The organism is Paraburkholderia sp. A1RI_3L (genome assembly GCF_048957895.1).
In the GTDB taxonomy this organism is placed as follows: domain Bacteria; phylum Pseudomonadota; class Gammaproteobacteria; order Burkholderiales; family Burkholderiaceae; genus Paraburkholderia; species Paraburkholderia kururiensis.
The window spans coordinates 59998-76351 of the sequence record NZ_JARCHA010000020.1 but is presented as its reverse complement, the minus strand read 5'-3'; the positions used below and the strand labels follow the sequence as shown (position 1 = coordinate 76351).

Genomic DNA, 16354 nt, shown 5'->3' with positions numbered 1-16354 from the left:
GCCGTGATCCTCGCGGACGACCTGCTGTACGGCACGCCGCCCGTCATGCAGCAGATGATCGAGGTGTTCGACCACTATCACAGCTCGGTGATCGGCGTGGAAGAGATCCCGCCCGAAGACACGAAGTCGTACGGCATCGTGGACGGCAAGGAGTGGGAAGACTCGATCATCAAGATGTCGGGCATCGTGGAAAAGCCGGCGCCGGACGTGGCGCCGTCGAACCTGGGCGTGGTGGGGCGTTACGTGCTCAAGCCGCGCATCTTCGAACATCTGCGTGCGCTCAAGCCCGGTGCGGGCGGCGAACTGCAACTGACGGATGCGATCCAGTCGCTGCTAGCCGACGAACAGGTGCTCGCGTACAAGTATCACGGCACGCGTTTCGACTGCGGCAGCAAGCTCGGCTATCTGAAGGCAACCGTGGAGTTCGCGTTGCGCCACCCCGAGGTGGGCGCGGAATTCGAAGCCTATCTGCGCACCCGCTCGCCGGTGCTCGCGGGGTAAAGCCGCGCGGTGGTGCATGCACCGCCGCCGTACGTTGAAACTCATGCTGTAAAGAAGCGCTGTGATTCGCTACCCGCGGATCGCAGCGCTTTTTGTTTGAGGGTCATGTTCAGAGGACAACCTTTAGTGGCCACCGCAACCGCAAAGCCCCACATGACGCTTCCGTGACACGGGCGCCCCGCCGGCCCGCACTTGACTCACATCAATTGGCCACCGCCCACCGGTGCGAACATCTGCCCCACCGGCTCGTCGCCCTGGCTGGCCTCGCCCGAGAAATCGAGACATCGCGGTGTTTGCCGGACAGCGTTCGAAGCGTCCAGGCGCGCTGGTGTCCGGCTCACTTCTGAATCCGATCATGATGCTTCCGGACGGCAAGGCGCGGTTCCTTTCTCCCATTCTGGGCCGGCTGCGGCGCTCGCCGCGCAGCGGCTCGCACGTTCCCACGGCCACGCAGGGCACGCTCGAGCAGTTCGCGCGCCTGTCGACCGACGAAGTCATGCAGCGGCTCGGCACCTGCGCCGCTGGCCTCGACGCCGACGACGCTGTGCAGCGCCTGCGCACGGTCGGTCCCAATCAGGTCGCTCGCGAGGCGCGGCACACCATGGTTCGCGAGCTGGCCGCGCGAGCCGCCAATTCGCTGAACCTCCTGCTGCTCTCGCTTGCCGCCGCGTCGTGGTTCCTCGGTGATCCGCGCGCCGCGCTCATGATTTCCGTGATGGTCGTACTCAGCGTTTCGCTCGGCTTCGTGCAGGAGCACCGCTCGAATCGCGCCGCCGAAGCGCTGCGCCGCATGGTGCACACCACCGCCACGGTGCGCCGGCGTAACGCCGCAGGCGGATGCGAGCACGCCGCAGGCGTGAGTGAACACAGTGCGACCACGATCGAAATTCCTATCGAACAGATCGTGCCGGGCGACATCGTCATGCTTTCGGCCGGCGACATGATCCCCGCCGACCTGCGGCTCATTTCCGCGCGCGATCTGTTCGTGAATCAATCCGCGCTGACGGGCGAAGCCATGCCGGTCGAAAAGGCGCCCGCCACCGGCACGCACGGCGCCGACTCGCACTTCGAGCTGCCGGACATCTGCTTCATGGGCAGCGCAGTGGTGAGTGGTGTGGGCTGCGGCGTCGTGATTCTCACTGGCGGGCGCACCGCGTTCGGCAACGTGGCGGACATGATCGCGGGGCAGCGCGTGCTCACGAGCTTCGACCAGGGCATTGCGCGCTTTACGTGGCTCATGATGGGCTTCATCGCCGTGATGGTGCCCCTCGTGTTCCTCATCAACGGGCTGACCAAAGGCAACTGGTTCGAGGCACTGCTGTTCGCGGTCGCCGTGGCCGTGGGGCTCACGCCCGAGATGCTGCCCATGATCGTGACCGTCAATCTGGCCAAGGGCGCCATCGCGATGTCGCGCAAGAAGGTGATCGTGAAGCGGCTCAATGCGATCCAGAACTTCGGCGCCATGGACGTGCTCTGCACCGACAAGACCGGCACGCTCACGCAGGACCGCATCATCCTCAAGCGCCATCTCGACATTCACGGCAACGACTCCGACCGCGTGCTCGAATACGCCTACCTCAACAGCACGCATCAATCGGGGCTCAAGAATCTGCTCGACGTGGCCGTGCTCAAACACGTCGAGCTGCACGAGCAGCTGAAGGCGCACGAGCAATACACGAAGATCGACGAAATGCCGTTCGACTTCGAGCGCCGCCGCATGTCCGTGGTGCTCGCGCGCGACGACGGCACGCATCTGCTGATCTGCAAGGGCGCGGTGGAAGAGATTTTTTCGGTGTGCAGCCGCTACGCGGTGGACGGCGACATCGGCACGCTCGACGAAAGCCATTTCGTGGCCGCCAAGCAAACCACGGACGCGCTCAACGCCGACGGCTTTCGCGTGGTCGCGGTGGCCTACAAGGAGATGCCGCCGCAACAGTCGGCGTATTCGGTGAAGGACGAGCAGGACCTCACGCTGCTCGGCTACATCGCGTTTCTCGATCCGCCGAAAGAAACCGCGGCCGCGGCGATTCGCGCGCTCAAGGCGAGCGGCGTCGCCGTGAAAATTCTCACCGGCGACAACGACATCGTCACGCGCAAGATCTGCCGCGAAGTGGGCATCGACGCGAGCACCATCGTGCTCGGCAAGCAACTGGAGAACTGCACGCCCGACGAACTCGCCGCGCTCGCGCAGCGCGCCTCGGTCTTCGCGAAGGTGTCGCCGGCGCAGAAGGCGGCAATCGTCGACGCGCTGCATCGCAAAGGCCACGTGGTGGGTTTTCTCGGCGACGGTATCAACGACGGGCCGGCGCTGAAGACCTCGGACGTGGGCGTATCGGTAGACAGCGCCGTAGACATCGCCAAAGATTCCGCCGACATCATCCTGCTCGAAAAGAGCCTCGCCGTGCTGGGCGACGGCGTGATGGAAGGCCGCAAGGTGTTCGGCAACATCACGAAGTACATCAAGATGGGCGCGAGCTCGAACTTCGGCAACATGTTCAGCGTGCTGGGCGCAAGCATCCTGCTGCCGTTCCTGCCCATGGCGCCCATCCAGGTGCTCACCAACAACCTGCTCTACGACTTCTCGCAAACCGCGATTCCTACCGACAACGTCGATGCCGAATACCTCGCCGTGCCGCGCCACTGGGATATCGTCAACATCATGAAGTTCATGCTGCTGATAGGCCCGATCAGCTCCATCTTCGACTACGTCACCTACTTCCTGATGCTCGACGTCTTCCACGCATGGAACAACGCGCCGCTGTTCCAGACCGGCTGGTTCGTGGAGTCGCTCCTCACGCAGACGCTGATCATCCACATCATCCGCACCGCGAAAGTGCCGTTCTTCGAAAGCCGTGCAAGCGGCGCGCTGATGGCGACGAGCGCGATCATCGCCGTGGTGGGCATCGCAATTCCGTTCACCTGGCTTGGGCACGTGCTGGGCTTCACGCGGCTGCCGGCGACGTACTGGCCGGCGCTGGCGCTGATCCTGCTCGCCTACGCGGCGCTCACCCACGTCGTGAAGACGTGGTTCGTGCGGCGGGTCGGGTTGGGATGACCGGGCAAACGATTACCCGGCTGAACGCCCCTCGAACCGTATAGCCGGCGCCGCCGCCTCTCGCCACACCTTGCCTCACTTTCCGTCAAATTTACTTGACGCCGATTCCAATCGGCAGGAAAAATAGCGACGCTATACGTCAAATAAATTTGACAATGAGCGCCGCGCCGAACCCGGCATACGCGCTCGCGAACCGGAGCAAAGGGGTTTCGGGGCGAGGCTTGCAGGATCCAGGCGGGGTTTCCAGGACATATGACATGAACGACAGGTTCCTGTTACCGGTCGCGCTGCGCGGACACGAATGTGGCCCGGGCGACGCCGACGGGCAAGACGAGGCGCAATTCCTCGGGAAGCAGGTCGAACTGATCTGCCTGCTCTTGCGTCGCGCGCACCATTTGCGCGGATGCGGACGCGAAACCCCCGTCGCCGACCTCATTGTTTCCTGCATCGTCAATCTGCTGGAAGCGCTCGAACTCAATTCACCAGACGAAACCGAAATCGGCCTCGCCCGGCTGCAACAGATCATCGACCTGGCCTTCACAGGCGGCCCGTGGAAAGCAGCCTCGGGCTGATGCAGCGGCTCCGCGCCACAACGCGGCCCGCGAAGAAGAAACGTCCGCAACACGAGAGAACGCATTCATCGACAGGCGCATGCAGAACGACAACACCAGTTCCCACGGAACTGGAATACGAGGGGGTTGCCATGCATCACGAGATCGGTCTGGGGGTCACGGCTTTTCGCCTCTCGGCGCCGGAGCGCCGGGTATCGGACGAACAATGGATGCAGGTCGCCCATCTGTTCTCGAGCGACGAGACGAAACACGGCGGCCGGCGAAAATGCCCCGACCGGGCCGTGCTCGATGCTGTCTTCTGGGTCATGACGAGCGGTGAGAAATGGCACCGGCTGCCGTCCTGCTACCCGGCGCAGCAGACCTGCTACAACCGGTTCGTGGCGTGGCGCCGAAGCGGCCTCGTCGACCAGGTGGTGCGGGCGCTCGGCTGGGACACGATGCGCGCCGACGCGTCGCACGCCGGGAACTGACGCGGGCCGGCCCCGGCACCAGGTCAGGCCGCGCCGAAGATGCGGTCGTACTCCCTTTCGAGCACGGCATGGCATTCGCACGCGGCCGCTTCGATCGCGGCGCGATCGAGCACGCGAATCGATCCTGGCCGGCAACGTAGCACGCCGCTCGCTTCGAGCGACTTCAGTTCGTCGAGCGCCTCCGCCGCGTGCGCACCGAGCACGTCCGGAAACACCTTCTGGCTGAAACGGACTTCGTCGGAATCCTGGCGGGCGAGCGTCTGCAACAGCCAGCGGCACATCTGCTGACGCGGCGTGTGGTGGTGGACGCACAAGGCGATCTGCGCCATCTGCGCCATGAGAGCCTGGGTATAGCGCAGCATCACCCGCTGAAACGCACCTGCCAGAGCGAACTCGCGGCGCGCCACGTCGACGCTCAACCGGAACGCCTCGCCGGCGCCTTGCACGACGGCTCGCCTTGCGGCATGCGGCTCGCCGATGCAGGCGGAAAGGCCCAGCAGCCCTTCGTTGCCCACCACCGCTACGCCGAGCGGCGCGCGGTCCGCCGTGGCATGAAAGATCGCGACGATTGCGGTGGTGGGCAGATACACGTTGGTGAGCGGCTCGCCTTGCCGGAACACGACCTGACCGAGCGGCATCGCCACCGGTGCGAGATGCGGTTCGAGGCGCTCGCGCTCGCGCGGCGAAAGTGCGGCGAGCAGCCGGTTGCCGGGCGCCGAAGCACGGGCCGTGCGCGAACCGCCATTTGTGCCGGCACCTGCTGCCGCATGCTCCGCGACGCGTCGCACAAGCGCGAGGTGTTCCTGGATCAGCGTGTCGCGGTTTCTTTCGGGCAGCAGGCTCAGCACGGCAGAGCGCACGTCGCTGTGGCCGAGTACGTCGAGAATGCGAAGCTTGACGAGGGTGCCGAGATCGCTTTTACCATTGCGCCAGGCCGATATCTGCGCACGGGTGAGATGGAGTGCTTCTGCAAGCTGGGCGTCGCTTGCGAAGCGGCCCCGCGTTTTGACGTCGTCGAACAATGCGTACCAGTCGCGCACAGTGTTATTGACCTGAATTGGCGTCCAGAGAACTCGACATGGACGGCATGGCAGCGCTACGGCATGTCGATGAAGTAACCGGGTAAGGTAACCAGACGAAGGTGACCGGATCCGGTCGAAGGCGCACCCTTTATAGCACAACTGTGACAGCCGTCGCGGCCCTGTCCGCCGCCTTCAGCGGCCTGACGCCGCCTGCGCGGACAGCGCCGCCATGACGCGCACGAGCTGCTCGCGGCAGACCGCGCTCTCGCTCGTATCGTTGAGCGCGATGCCTTCGAGCAGATTCACGATCGCGCACAGGAACGCATCGGCCACGGGCGTGGGCCGCGCACGGATGCGCAGATAGTCGGCGTAGCCGTACACCGCTTGCAGAAACGCCACCTGGCGGGAGGCGAACTGTTCGTCGTCGAGCGGTGCGGCGACATCGACCGTCTCGCGTCCGTCGCGCAAGGCGCCAGGCAGCCGAATGGTATGCGGATTGGTCATGGCGCCCTCGCCCACGCCGTGAATGACCACGAGACAATTGCCATACGCAAACGGTGGGCACGTTGATCTGTATCAGCCAGGCTGCGGACACACCGCGGCCTCGGGCGGCGTGCCTCAACGAAATACGCTCACGGCATCGACAAGACGCGTGGCCTGTTGCTTGAGGCTCTCCGATGCCGCCGTGCTCTCTTCGACGAGCGCCGCGTTCTGCTGCGTAATGCGGTCCAGTTCGCCCACCGCCGCGTCCACTTGCGTCACGCCGCTGCTCTGCTCTTCGGTAGCCGCGCGAATTTCGGCGATGAGGTCCGACACGCGTTTGACCTGCGCGACGATCTCGTCCATCGTCGTGCCCGCGTCGTCCACGAGCCGCGCGCCCGACGCCACGCGCTCCACGCTCGCGCCGATCAGGTCTTTGATCTCGCGCGCCGCGTTCGCGCTTCGCTGCGCGAGCCCGCGCACCTCGCCCGCCACCACCGCGAAGCCGCGCCCCTGCTCACCGGCGCGCGCCGCCTCCACCGCGGCGTTGAGCGCAAGGATGTTGGTCTGGAACGCGATGCCGTCGATCACGCCGATGATGTCCGCAATGCGCCGCGAGCTCTCGGTGATCTCGTTCATGGTGTGCACGACTTCGGATACTGCGCGTCCGCCCTTCGCGGCCGTGCTGCTCGCCGAACCCGACAGCGTGTTGGCCTGAAGCGCCGTTTCGGCATTGCTCTTCACGGTGGACGTCATCTGCGCCATCGATGCCGCCGTCTGCTGCACGCTGAAGGCCGCCTGCTCGGTGCGCTTGCTCAGATCGGTGTTGCCCTGCGCGATCTCGTCGCTCGCACGCTGCACGTTGATGACCTGCTCGCTCACGTCGCCGATGAGCCAGCGGAACATGAGGCCGAGCTGGCTGATGGTGCGCAGCGTCATGCCGATTTCGTCGACCCGGTCCATGTGAACCACGTTCTGGCTTTCGCCCGTGGCCACGCGCAGCGCCTGGGCGAGCACCTGCTCGAGCGGCCGCGAGATCTGCGATTCGAGCCACCACGTGGCCATGAACGAAGCGAGCGCCATCAGCGCCGCAAAGCCGCCCAGCGCGCCGCCCGTCAAGCCAAGCTGCCACGCCGCCGCGACCATCGCCGGCAGCATGACGAGCAGCGCGGACCGGATGCGCCAGCGCACAGGCATCGTCTTCAGCAGCGAAGTCCAGCCCATCAGGCCACGTCGCACAATCAGCCCCTTGTGAAAGCGCTGGTTGCCGGCCTTGCCCTCGCGAAAGTCACGATAGAGCGACTCGGCCGCCGCGATTTCCTCGCGCGTCGCCTTGGTTCGCACGGACATGTAGCCCGCGGCCTGTCCGTTGCGCACCACCGGTATCGCATTGGCCCGCACCCAGTAATGGTCGCCGTTCTTGCGACGGTTCTTCACGAGCGCCGTCCACGGTTCGCCGCCCTTCAGCGTGGCCCACATGTCGGCGAACGCTTCTTGCGGCATGTCGGGGTGGCGCACGATGTTGTGTGGCTGGCCCTGAATTTCTTCCTCGGAAAATCCGCTGACCTGAATGAACGCCGCGTTGGCGTAGGTGATGTAGCTCTGCGTGTCCGTGGTGGACATCAGCGTGGCGTTGTCGGGAAATTCAAATTCGTGCTGCGTGACAGGCTGATTGTTTCGCATGACGCCCCCTGAAGCGAATTACGTGTTCGCTATTTATCGTCAGCCAGTGAGCATTCCTGAAGTGCAGACGTGTCGCGATGCAGACAGATTTCACCATGGCGCGACGCGCGCCACGGCCTCTTCACACGTCAGCGCGAGCTGAACAGGGCTTGCATTTTTGCGCGACAGGAAGAGCCCGCGCTTGTGGGGCGAGGCTCTCGCCATGCACATCGCATCATGATGCGCAGCGTGGATCGCTTCGTGTCGCCGCACGTGCCGTCGCACGGTTCGCCGTTGCGTCGCTGTGAAGCGGGTAAAAAGATTCGGAGCGCGCAAAGCGCCAGCCCGGCGTTCATCCGACACCCTTCGCCTGGGCCTTACGTCTGCTGAAACTTATGTCTGCTGAAACACCACTCGCCACGCCATCGCCCGACACCTCTGCCTCGATGTCTGCTTCGATGAGCCAGACGATCGAACGGCTCACCGAACGCCTTGCCGAGCACTACATCGCGCCGGCACAGACGTCCACGCTCGATCTGATCGTGAGCGACCACGAGCACGCGCCCTGGCGCTTCGTGATGGGCACCGCTGTGCAATCGGTTGCGCTGCGCGAAGGCCGTCTGCAACCGCCCGCCATGTGCACGCTGACGTTGTCGCGCGCGCTGATCGAACACGTGCTGGCCCACCCCACGTCGTTCGATCTGCGCAGCGCGCAAAGTCTCGCCATGGGCGGCGCGCGCATCACGGGAGCGAGCCGGATTGCGGCGTACTGGATTCAATTGCTCAAGCGGCCCGATGCCACGCAGCGCGCCGCGCTCGCACGAGCCCGTGCACACGCGCCGGAGTCGATACAGACGGTGCCGCGCCTCTCTCGACACGACGGCGCCTCGCGTGAGCTGCTCGGGCACGTGGTGAGCGCGCTGCAATCGAGCACGCCGCTGCATCTCGCCGGCGTGCTCGACTGGCCCGAGACGCAATGGACCGCCGCCGACTGGCACGCGCGTGAAGGCGAGACGGTACTGCCCATCGTGTCGGGGGAAGGCCGTCACGTGTGCGTGAGCGCGCTGATCGACGCGTTTTCGGCCACCGCAGCATCGAACACCACTTCGTACACCGAAGGCTGCCTGCTGCCGCCCGACTGGGAAGCACGCTTCGCAATGCCGCTCGTGCCCCGCGACGCACTCGGCCCCGGGCAGCTGTGGGCCGGCCGGCGCTGCGCGCAAGCGGTCACGCGCCTGCATTGCGATCTCGGCAACTCGTTTCTCGCGCAGGTGCTGGGACGCAAGCGCGTGCGGCTCTATGGTCCGAGCCAGGAACGCGCGCTCTACGCGCTCGATGCGTTCAACAGCTACCGCCCCTGCGCCGTGGACGTCGACGCGCCCGACTTCGAGCGGCACCCGCGCTTTGCCGAGGCACAGGGTGTCGACGTGCTACTGGCGCCGGGCGATCTGCTGATCGTGCCGACGGGCTGGTTTCACTGCGTATGGGCGGTGGACGACGTGCTGTCGGTGAGCCGCGTATTGAGCGACGACAGGATCACGCGACTGCGGTCCCTCGTGTGATGGCCGAAGCACCGGGAAAAGCTGCGGGGGGGCGAAACGGAAAGCCGGACAAAACCCGGCAGGAGCGGCTCACGGCAGGAGGAGAAACCGGTCGTCCACCGCTTCACGACCGGCCGGAAACGGAAACAGCGGCCGCCTAGCGCCGCCGCATCAGAAACACGAAGGTCTTGTCTTCCACCGAGCTTTCCACGATCTCGTTGCCCGTCTGCTTCGCGAAGGCGGCGAAGTCGCGTTGCGAGCCCGGATCGGTGGCGAGCACCTTCAGAATCTGCCCGCTTTGCATGTCGGCCAGCGCCTTCTTGGCGCGCAGGATGGGCAGCGGACAGTTGAGTCCGCGCGCATCCACTTCCTTGTGAACCTGAGTTTGCATCGGTGTTCGACCTTCGGGAGAGGCGCGCCAGCGGCGCGCTCGTAGAAGGCCGGATTTTACCGCAGCCGCTGTTGCACCGCTGCGCAACGCTGCGCAGGCTGCCGCGGCCACATGCCATCGTGCGCCGGGACACAAAGCGTGCGCGCGATGCATCACGCCCAACTCCGCCCCGACCTTCCACCTCACGCCTGCAACGTCACCGCCTCGCCGGTTTCGAGCGAACGGCGCAGCGCGCTGCCGATGCGCGTGGCCTCCAGCGCGTCCGCGAGCGTGGCGCCCGTCTGCTCGCCGTTCATCACGGCGGCGACGAACGCCTGCGCCTCGCACAGGAACGCCTCTTCGAAGCGGTCGAAGAAGGTCGGCGTGCATTCGTTGCGAATGCCGGTACCGTCGTAAATCTCCACGCGATTCGCGCGAGGATTGCGCCCCACCGTGAGCGCGCCCGCCGTGCCGATCACCTCCGACGACGTATCGTTGCCGTGCGCCATGGTGCGCGACGCGTAGAACACGGCAAGCTGCCCGCCCTCGAATTCGCAGATCGCCACGCCGTTATCCACATCGCCTGCTGCGCGCAGTCCCTCGTGCAGCGCGATCGTGCCGCTCGCGTAGACGCGTTTGGCGCGCGGAAAGCCGAGCAGCCAGCGCGCCACGTCGATGTCGTGCACCGTGCAGTCCAGAAAGATGCCGCCCGAGGTGGGCGCGAAACGCACGAAGAAGCCTTCGGGGTCGTTCTGGTCGCAGGTCTGCGAGCGCACGAGGAACGGGCGGCCAATCGCGCCCGCCTGCACCTTGCCGAACGCGTCGCGATAGCTCGGATCGAAACGGCGCATGAAGCCGATGGTCACCTTGAGATGCGGATAGCACGCTGCCACGCCGAGCACGCGCTCGCACTCGGCCACGTCGAGCGAAAGCGGCTTCTCGCAGAACACGTGCTTGCCCGCATGCAACGCATCGACGATCTGCTGCGCGTGCAGCGAAGACGGCGTGACGAGCCACACGGCGTCTACAGCGTCGTCGGCTAGCAGCGCTGCGTAGTCGTCGTAGACGCGCGTGGCGGCAAAGCGCTCGCGCGCCCACGCGCATTCCTCGGCGAGCGGACTGCACGCCGCAGCGAGCGCCGCGCCCGGCACGCGGAACGCGAGATTTTCGGCATGGCGCCGCCCGAGCCGCCCGAGCCCCACCACGCCAATGCGCAGCGGACCTGAAGCGGTGATGTTGGCTGTTGTCGCCATCAGTCGTGTCTCCTCGATCCTCTCTGTGAACGAACGCGCCTCAGCCCATCTGCACGATGCGACCTTCGCGCCACGACTGCGTGGCGGCCTCGGCCAGTTCGAGCGCCTTCAGACCGTCTGCCACCGTGGTGCGCACCGGCTTGCCTTCGGTTACGGCGGCGAAGAAATGCGCGATTTCGTCGGCATAGGCTGCGCGATAGCGTTCGAGGAAGAAGGCCTCCGGCACGTCGATGGCGACGGCACGCTTCGACCACGCCACCACCTCCGTGGGCCGCACGTTGCCCGCCTGGAGCATGCCCTCGCTGCCCAGCACTTCGAAGCGCTGGTCGTAGCCGTACGCGGCGCGCCGCGTGGTGTTGATCTGGCAGAGCCGCCCGCGCTTCGTGCGGATCGTGACCGCGGTCGAATCGATGTCGCCTGCCTCGGCAATCGCGGGGTCCGTAAGACAGCTGCCCGTGGCATGCACGGTGGCGGCTTCGTCGTCCAGAATCCAGCGGAAGATGTCGAAGTCGTGGATCAGCATGTCCTTGAAGATGCCGCCCGAGTGCTTGATGTACTCCACGGGCGGCGCGCCCGGATCGCGGCTCGTCACGACGAGCATTTCCGGCGTGCCGATTTCGCCTGCGTCGATGCGCGCCTTCACGGCGGCAAACGTCGGATCGAAGCGCCGCTGAAAGCCGATCATGCAGACCACGCCTGTACGCGCCACCGCGTCCGCGCATTCGCGCGCACGTTCGATCGTGAGGTCCACGGGCTTCTCGCAGAACACATGCTTCTTCGCCGCCGCGGACTTCAGGATGAGGTCCGCATGCGTGTCCGTGCTCGAACAGATCACGGTGGCCGCAATGGACGCATCGCCCATCGCGCCGTCCACGTCGGCCACCTGCGCGCCGTGCTGCGCCGCGAGCGCGGCGGCCGCCTCGCGGTTCACGTCCACCACGTACTTGAGCCGCACACCCGGCTGACGCGCGAGATTGGCCGCGTGAATGCGTCCGATGCGGCCTGCGCCGAACACCGCGACGTCGAGCGTCTTGCCGCCTGCTGTTTCAGTCATCGTATCCTCCAGTGTCTTTCGATTCTTCTACGTTCAATTCGAGCTTGTACGCGAGCGCGATGAAGAGCGCCTGGCACAGGCAGATCGTGCTGGTCAGTGAGCGGAAGGCGAACGCACTGCCCTCCTTCACGTACAGTTGCGCGCTCGCGTAACGCGCGAGCGGCGAAAGCTGGCTATCGGTAATCACGAGCGTCTTCGCCTGGTGATGCTGGGCCACGCGCAGGCAGTACTGCGTTTCCTTGCCGTAGGGCGCGAAGCTGATGGCGATCACCACGTCGCCCTTGCGCACGCTGCGAATCTGTTCGCGGTACATGCCGCCGAAGCCCGACACCAGATGCACGCGCTTGGGCGTGTGCTGCAGTGCGTAGACGATGTAGCTCGCCACCGGGAACGAGCGGCGCACGCCCACCACATAGATGTTTTCGGCCTGCTGGAGCATCTTCACGGCGGCGTCGAACTGCGCGTTGTCGAGACCCGCTTCGAGTTCGTCCAGACCGCTGCGGCACGCGCTGATGAACTCGCGCGCCACCGACCCGCCCGACACCCGCCCCGGCTTCTCGTCGATCAGCTTGCGAATGCGCTGCTGATAGCTCGTCGCCGAAACGCCCTGGTTCGTATAGGCCTGGCGGAACACGGCCTGCAGATCGGAAAAACCCGAGAAGCCGAAGCGCTGCGCGAAGCGCACCACGGCCGAGGGATGCACGCCGCAGCTCGCCGCGATGTCGCTCGTGCGATCCACCATCACGCTCGCGCGATGCTGCTCGATGTAAGTCGCCACGCTCTTCAACTGCCGCGGCAGCGACTCGTAGTTTTCCGCGATGCGCTGCATCAGTTCCTCGACGCTCGGCAGCGCTTCGGTGCTCTCTTCGCTCATGGTTCTACCCGTTTCCATTGGTGCAGCGCCGCAGCGTACGGCGCCTCGTCGTTGGGGGCGATTATAGGCACGCCACCTCATGAATGGAACAGATTTTCCATTTTTATTTGCAATGAAATTTCCGTTGCACCACGCCGCGAGATGACCTAATCTTGTTCGTGAGCGATGGCCCCGGCGCGCTTGCCATGCATTCACAGTGGGCCGGCACGCTCGCTCATTCCCTAAAAACGAAAGATCGAGATAGGTGGAGACAATGACACATCGCAAGGGCAAGGCAACGCTCAGGATGCTGGCTGCCGCATTGACGCTGGCGGCCGGCCTCGCCACCACGCTGGGCACGGCGTCCACCGCTTACGCGGCCGACGCGCACTTCGTTCTGATCAGCCACGCGCCGGATTCGGACTCGTGGTGGAACACCATCAAGAACGCCATCAAGCAGGCCGACGAAGACTTCAACGTAGAGACCGACTACCGCAATCCGCCCAACGGCGACATCGCCGACATGGCGCGCCTCATCGAGCAGGCCGCAGCGCGCAACTACGACGGCGTGATCACCACCATCGCCGACTACGACGTGCTCAAGAGTTCCATCTCGAAGGTCACGGAAAAGAAGATTCCGCTCGTCACGATCAACTCGGGCACCGAAGAGCAGAGCGCGAAACTGGGCGCCATCATGCACATCGGCCAGCCCGAATACGTGGCGGGCAAGGCCGCCGGCGAGAAGGCCAAGGCCGCGGGCGTGAAAAGCTTCCTGTGTGTGAACCACTTCGCGACCAACGCCGTGTCGTTCGAACGCTGCCGCGGCTTTGCCGACGCGCTCGGCGTGGACTACAAGACCTCCACCATCGACTCCGGCCAGGATCCGACGGAAATTCAGTCGAAGGTGAGCGCCTATCTGCGCAACCATCCGAACACGGGCGCCGTGCTCACGCTCGGCCCGGTGCCGGCTGCCGCAACGCTGAAGGCGCTCCAGCAGATGGGTCTCGCGGGCAAGGTGTTCTTCTGCACGTTCGACTTCTCCGACGACATCGCCAAGGCCATTCAGGCCGGCACGATCCAGTTCGCCATCGACCAGCAGCCGTATCTGCAGGGCTATCTGCCGGTCGCCGTGCTCGCCATCGCGAAGAAGGAACACACCACCGACCCGGCCGCCATCCGCAAGGCGCTGCAGGCCAATCCGAAGTTCCAGGCGCGGCTGCAAACGTACGGGCTGGAGCCGTCGTATGGGCCGAAGAACATCCGTTCGGGCCCGGGCTTCATCACGAAGGCCAACCTCGACAAGGTCATCAAGTACGCGGGCCAATACCGCTGATGGCGCGCGGCTGACTCGTTGTTGATTCGTGGTTGATTCGTTCTGGTTGTTGATTCGTTCTGTCAGTCACCGGTTTCGCCATCCGCACGCGCGCCTGCCCGGCGCAGGGCGTGCGGCATGGCGGCCGGGCTTCAAGGAGACATCATGGGCGTAGCCGGCAAACCTTATCCCTCGCACGTCGACGAGAGCCCCGCCAATAACGGCGCGGGGCGCAACGCGACCGCGGCGGACGAGCGCGTGCGCAAGGAGTCGTGGTTCGGCCATCTCATGGGCCGCCCCGAGTTCGCGGCCATTTCGGGCACCGTGCTCGTGTTCGCCGTATTCGCCATCGGCGCGGGCAGCTCGGGCATGTTCAACCTCGACGGCGTGATGAACTGGTCGCAGGTGTCCGCGTATCTCGGCATTCTGGCCGTGGGCGCGTGCCTGCTGATGATCGCGGGCGAGTTCGATCTTTCCATCGGTTCCATGATCGGCTTCGCGGGCATGATGGTCGCGCTGCCCACCATGTATTTCCACTGGCCGATCTGGCTTGCCATCGCGTTCGCGTTCGCCGCTTCCATGGCGCTCGGCGCGCTGAACGGCTATCTCGTGATGCGCACGCGCCTGCCCTCGTTCATCGTCACGCTCGCGTTCCTGTTCATCCTGCGCGGCCTGACTCTCGCGCTCTCGATCATGTTCGCGGACCGCACCATCGTCTCGGGCGTGGGCGACGTCGCGAAGGCCGACCCGCTCACCAACCTGCTCTTTCACGGCGTCGCGTTCAAGGGGCTCTTCACGGCGCTCGCGCACATGGGCGTCGGCTCGCTGCTCGACAACGGGCAGCCGCTCGTGCCCGGCATTCCGAAAGTGATTCTCTGGTGGTTCGCACTCGCCGCCGTGGGCGCGTTCGTGCTCGCGAAGACGCGCTACGGCAACTGGGTTCTCGCCGTGGGCGGCGACGCGAATGCCGCGAAGAACGTCGGCGTGCCGGTGCGGCGCGTGAAGATTTCGCTCTTCGTGCTCACGGCGTTCTGCTCCTGCCTCTTTGCCGTGCTGCAGGTGTGCGACATCGGCTCGGCCGCGGCCGACCGCGGCATCCAGAAGGAATTCGAAGCCATCATCGCGGCGGTGATCGGCGGCACGCTGCTCACGGGCGGCTACGGGTCGGTGGTCGGCGCATGCTTCGGCGCGTTGATCTTCGGCGTGGTGCAGATCGGCATCACCTACACCAACGTGAGCTCCGACTGGTTCCGCGTGTTCCTTGGCGTCATGCTGCTGATGGCCGTGCTGTTCAACCACTATGTGCGCCGCCGCGTCGCGCAGTCGTAACGGGAGGACGATCATGGCAGACACGACTATGGCGCAAGCCACCACGCCGGGCGACAGCAGCGGCGACACCATCCTCGCGCTCGAAAACGTCAGCAAGTATTTCGGCAAGGTGATTGCGCTCAACGGCGTCACGCTGCGCTTAAAGCGCGGCGAGGTGCATTGCCTGCTGGGCGACAACGGCGCGGGCAAGTCCACGCTCATCAAGACGCTTGCGGGCGTGCACGCACCCAGCGCCGGCGAATACCTCGTGGACGGCAAGCCCGTGCACTTCGAGTCGCCGAAAGAAGCACTGGACCTCGGCATCGCCACGGTCTATCAGGATCTCGCGCTGGTGCCGCTGCTCTCCGTTGCGCGCAACTTCTTCATGGGACGCGAGCCGCAGAAGAAACTCTTCGGCCTCGTCAACGTGATGGACCTCGAAACGAGCGCCGCCACCGCGCGCGAAAAGCTCGCTGAAATGGGCATCATCGTGCGCGACCCGCATCAGCCTATCGGCACGATGTCGGGCGGCGAACGCCAATGCCTCGCGATTGCACGCGCCATTCACTTCGGCGCGCGCGTGCTAATTCTCGACGAGCCCACCGCCGCGCTCGGCGTGAAGCAGAGCTTCAACGTGCTCAAGCTCATTCACAAGGCGCGCGCCAAAGGCATCTCGGTCATCTTTATCACGCACAACGTGCACCACGCCTACCCCATCGGCGATTCGTTCACGCTGCTCAACCGCGGCCGTTCCATGGGCACTTTCACAAAAGACACCATCACGAAGGACGAAGTGCTCGACATGATGGCGGGCGGCGCCGAGATGCAGAAGATGATCGCCGAACTCGACGGCGCCACGATCTGAATCGCACCTCGATTCACGCTCGATACAAGCTCGATC

15 protein-coding genes are annotated in these 16354 nt (G+C 65.1%); 8 read left to right on the top strand and 7 right to left on the bottom strand.

The features are described from left to right. The 4 genes from PXJ20_RS30705 to PXJ20_RS30690 all read left to right on the top strand — a co-directional run. A partial coding sequence (locus tag PXJ20_RS30705; RefSeq protein ID WP_421057468.1) for a UTP--glucose-1-phosphate uridylyltransferase occupies window positions 1-501 on the top strand: 501 nt, incomplete at its 5' end. A gap of 355 nt (window positions 502-856) precedes the next feature. After that, window positions 857-3556, top strand: a complete 2700-nt coding sequence (gene mgtA / locus PXJ20_RS30700) for a magnesium-translocating P-type ATPase (protein ID WP_421030652.1) — start codon at window positions 857-859, stop codon at window positions 3554-3556. A 155-nt stretch (window positions 3557-3711) separates the two neighbouring features. Next, window positions 3712-4128, top strand: coding sequence for a hypothetical protein (locus PXJ20_RS30695; protein ID WP_277597674.1), 417 nt, complete (start codon window positions 3712-3714; stop codon window positions 4126-4128). Between the two features lie 131 nt (window positions 4129-4259). Beyond that, complete coding sequence (locus PXJ20_RS30690) at window positions 4260-4598, top strand: transposase (protein ID WP_421030651.1); 339 nt, start codon at window positions 4260-4262, stop codon at window positions 4596-4598. A 23-nt stretch (window positions 4599-4621) separates the two neighbouring features. Here PXJ20_RS30690 and PXJ20_RS30685 read toward each other — a convergent pair whose 3' ends face one another. From PXJ20_RS30685 to PXJ20_RS30675, 3 genes are all read right to left on the bottom strand, one after another. Beyond that, the gene (locus tag PXJ20_RS30685) at window positions 4622-5638 is read right to left on the bottom strand and encodes a cyclic nucleotide-binding domain-containing protein (RefSeq protein WP_421030650.1); all 1017 of its coding nucleotides are present in this window, start codon (window positions 5636-5638) and stop codon (window positions 4622-4624) included. Between the two features lie 174 nt (window positions 5639-5812). Continuing rightward, on the bottom strand, window positions 5813-6124 hold the full coding sequence (locus PXJ20_RS30680) for a hypothetical protein (RefSeq protein WP_033352030.1): 312 nt from the start codon (window positions 6122-6124) through the stop codon (window positions 5813-5815). A 114-nt stretch (window positions 6125-6238) separates the two neighbouring features. Continuing rightward, window positions 6239-7783: a methyl-accepting chemotaxis protein gene (locus PXJ20_RS30675; RefSeq protein ID WP_017777738.1), complete on the bottom strand. Its 1545-nt coding sequence runs from the start codon at window positions 7781-7783 to the stop codon at window positions 6239-6241. A gap of 437 nt (window positions 7784-8220) precedes the next feature. On the opposite strand from PXJ20_RS30675, the gene PXJ20_RS30670 reads away from it, so the two are divergent. Next, a complete protein-coding gene (locus PXJ20_RS30670; protein ID WP_421030649.1) occupies window positions 8221-9324 on the top strand; it encodes a cupin-like domain-containing protein in 1104 nt (367 codons plus the stop codon). Between the two features lie 136 nt (window positions 9325-9460). Here PXJ20_RS30670 and PXJ20_RS30665 read toward each other — a convergent pair whose 3' ends face one another. From PXJ20_RS30665 to PXJ20_RS30650, 4 genes are all read right to left on the bottom strand, one after another. Further along, window positions 9461-9694, bottom strand: a complete 234-nt coding sequence (locus PXJ20_RS30665; protein ID WP_017777736.1) for a sulfurtransferase TusA family protein — start codon at window positions 9692-9694, stop codon at window positions 9461-9463. Window positions 9695-9876: 182 nt separating this feature from the next. Further along, on the bottom strand, window positions 9877-10926 hold the full coding sequence (locus PXJ20_RS30660) for a Gfo/Idh/MocA family oxidoreductase (RefSeq protein ID WP_421030648.1): 1050 nt from the start codon (window positions 10924-10926) through the stop codon (window positions 9877-9879). Window positions 10927-10966: 40 nt separating this feature from the next. Further along, window positions 10967-11980: an inositol 2-dehydrogenase gene (gene iolG / locus PXJ20_RS30655; protein WP_421030647.1), complete on the bottom strand. Its 1014-nt coding sequence runs from the start codon at window positions 11978-11980 to the stop codon at window positions 10967-10969. Further along, window positions 11973-12854, bottom strand: coding sequence for a MurR/RpiR family transcriptional regulator (locus PXJ20_RS30650; protein WP_017777733.1), 882 nt, complete (start codon window positions 12852-12854; stop codon window positions 11973-11975). The genes iolG and PXJ20_RS30650 overlap by 8 nt, the downstream gene beginning before the upstream one ends. Window positions 12855-13107: 253 nt before the next feature. Between PXJ20_RS30650 and PXJ20_RS30645 the strand changes: the two genes are divergently transcribed. The 3 genes from PXJ20_RS30645 to PXJ20_RS30635 all read left to right on the top strand — a co-directional run bounded on the left by PXJ20_RS30645 (window position 13108) and on the right by PXJ20_RS30635 (window position 16318). Next, window positions 13108-14166 carry a sugar ABC transporter substrate-binding protein gene (locus PXJ20_RS30645; protein WP_017777732.1) on the top strand — a complete coding sequence of 353 codons (1059 nt, stop codon included), beginning with the start codon at window positions 13108-13110 and terminating at the stop codon, window positions 14164-14166. 144 nt (window positions 14167-14310) lie between these two features. After that, window positions 14311-15474, top strand: a complete 1164-nt coding sequence (locus tag PXJ20_RS30640; protein ID WP_126878884.1) for an ABC transporter permease — start codon at window positions 14311-14313, stop codon at window positions 15472-15474. Between the two features lie 13 nt (window positions 15475-15487). Next, window positions 15488-16318 (top strand): ATP-binding cassette domain-containing protein, encoded by an 831-nt coding sequence (locus PXJ20_RS30635; RefSeq protein ID WP_233411822.1) that lies wholly within the window; start codon window positions 15488-15490, stop codon window positions 16316-16318. The last annotated feature ends 36 nt before the right edge of the window (window positions 16319-16354 follow it).

What these genes read in the sequence shown, in the direction of transcription:
- PXJ20_RS30680 (WP_033352030.1), bottom strand. Translation starts at nt 6,124, where the DNA reads ATGACCAATCCGCATACCATTCGGCTGCCTGGCGCCTTGCGCGACGGA.
- mgtA (WP_421030652.1), top strand. Translation starts at nt 857, where the DNA reads ATGATGCTTCCGGACGGCAAGGCGCGGTTCCTTTCTCCCATTCTGGGC.
- PXJ20_RS30660 (WP_421030648.1), bottom strand. Translation starts at nt 10,926, where the DNA reads ATGGCGACAACAGCCAACATCACCGCTTCAGGTCCGCTGCGCATTGGC.
- PXJ20_RS30665 (WP_017777736.1), bottom strand. Translation starts at nt 9,694, where the DNA reads ATGCAAACTCAGGTTCACAAGGAAGTGGATGCGCGCGGACTCAACTGT.
- PXJ20_RS30645 (WP_017777732.1), top strand. Translation starts at nt 13,108, where the DNA reads ATGACACATCGCAAGGGCAAGGCAACGCTCAGGATGCTGGCTGCCGCA.
- PXJ20_RS30650 (WP_017777733.1), bottom strand. Translation starts at nt 12,854, where the DNA reads ATGAGCGAAGAGAGCACCGAAGCGCTGCCGAGCGTCGAGGAACTGATG.
- iolG (WP_421030647.1), bottom strand. Translation starts at nt 11,980, where the DNA reads ATGACTGAAACAGCAGGCGGCAAGACGCTCGACGTCGCGGTGTTCGGC.
- PXJ20_RS30695 (WP_277597674.1), top strand. Translation starts at nt 3,712, where the DNA reads ATGAGCGCCGCGCCGAACCCGGCATACGCGCTCGCGAACCGGAGCAAA.
- PXJ20_RS30670 (WP_421030649.1), top strand. Translation starts at nt 8,221, where the DNA reads ATGAGCCAGACGATCGAACGGCTCACCGAACGCCTTGCCGAGCACTAC.
- PXJ20_RS30640 (WP_126878884.1), top strand. Translation starts at nt 14,311, where the DNA reads ATGGGCGTAGCCGGCAAACCTTATCCCTCGCACGTCGACGAGAGCCCC.
- PXJ20_RS30690 (WP_421030651.1), top strand. Translation starts at nt 4,260, where the DNA reads ATGCATCACGAGATCGGTCTGGGGGTCACGGCTTTTCGCCTCTCGGCG.
- PXJ20_RS30635 (WP_233411822.1), top strand. Translation starts at nt 15,488, where the DNA reads ATGGCAGACACGACTATGGCGCAAGCCACCACGCCGGGCGACAGCAGC.
- PXJ20_RS30675 (WP_017777738.1), bottom strand. Translation starts at nt 7,783, where the DNA reads ATGCGAAACAATCAGCCTGTCACGCAGCACGAATTTGAATTTCCCGAC.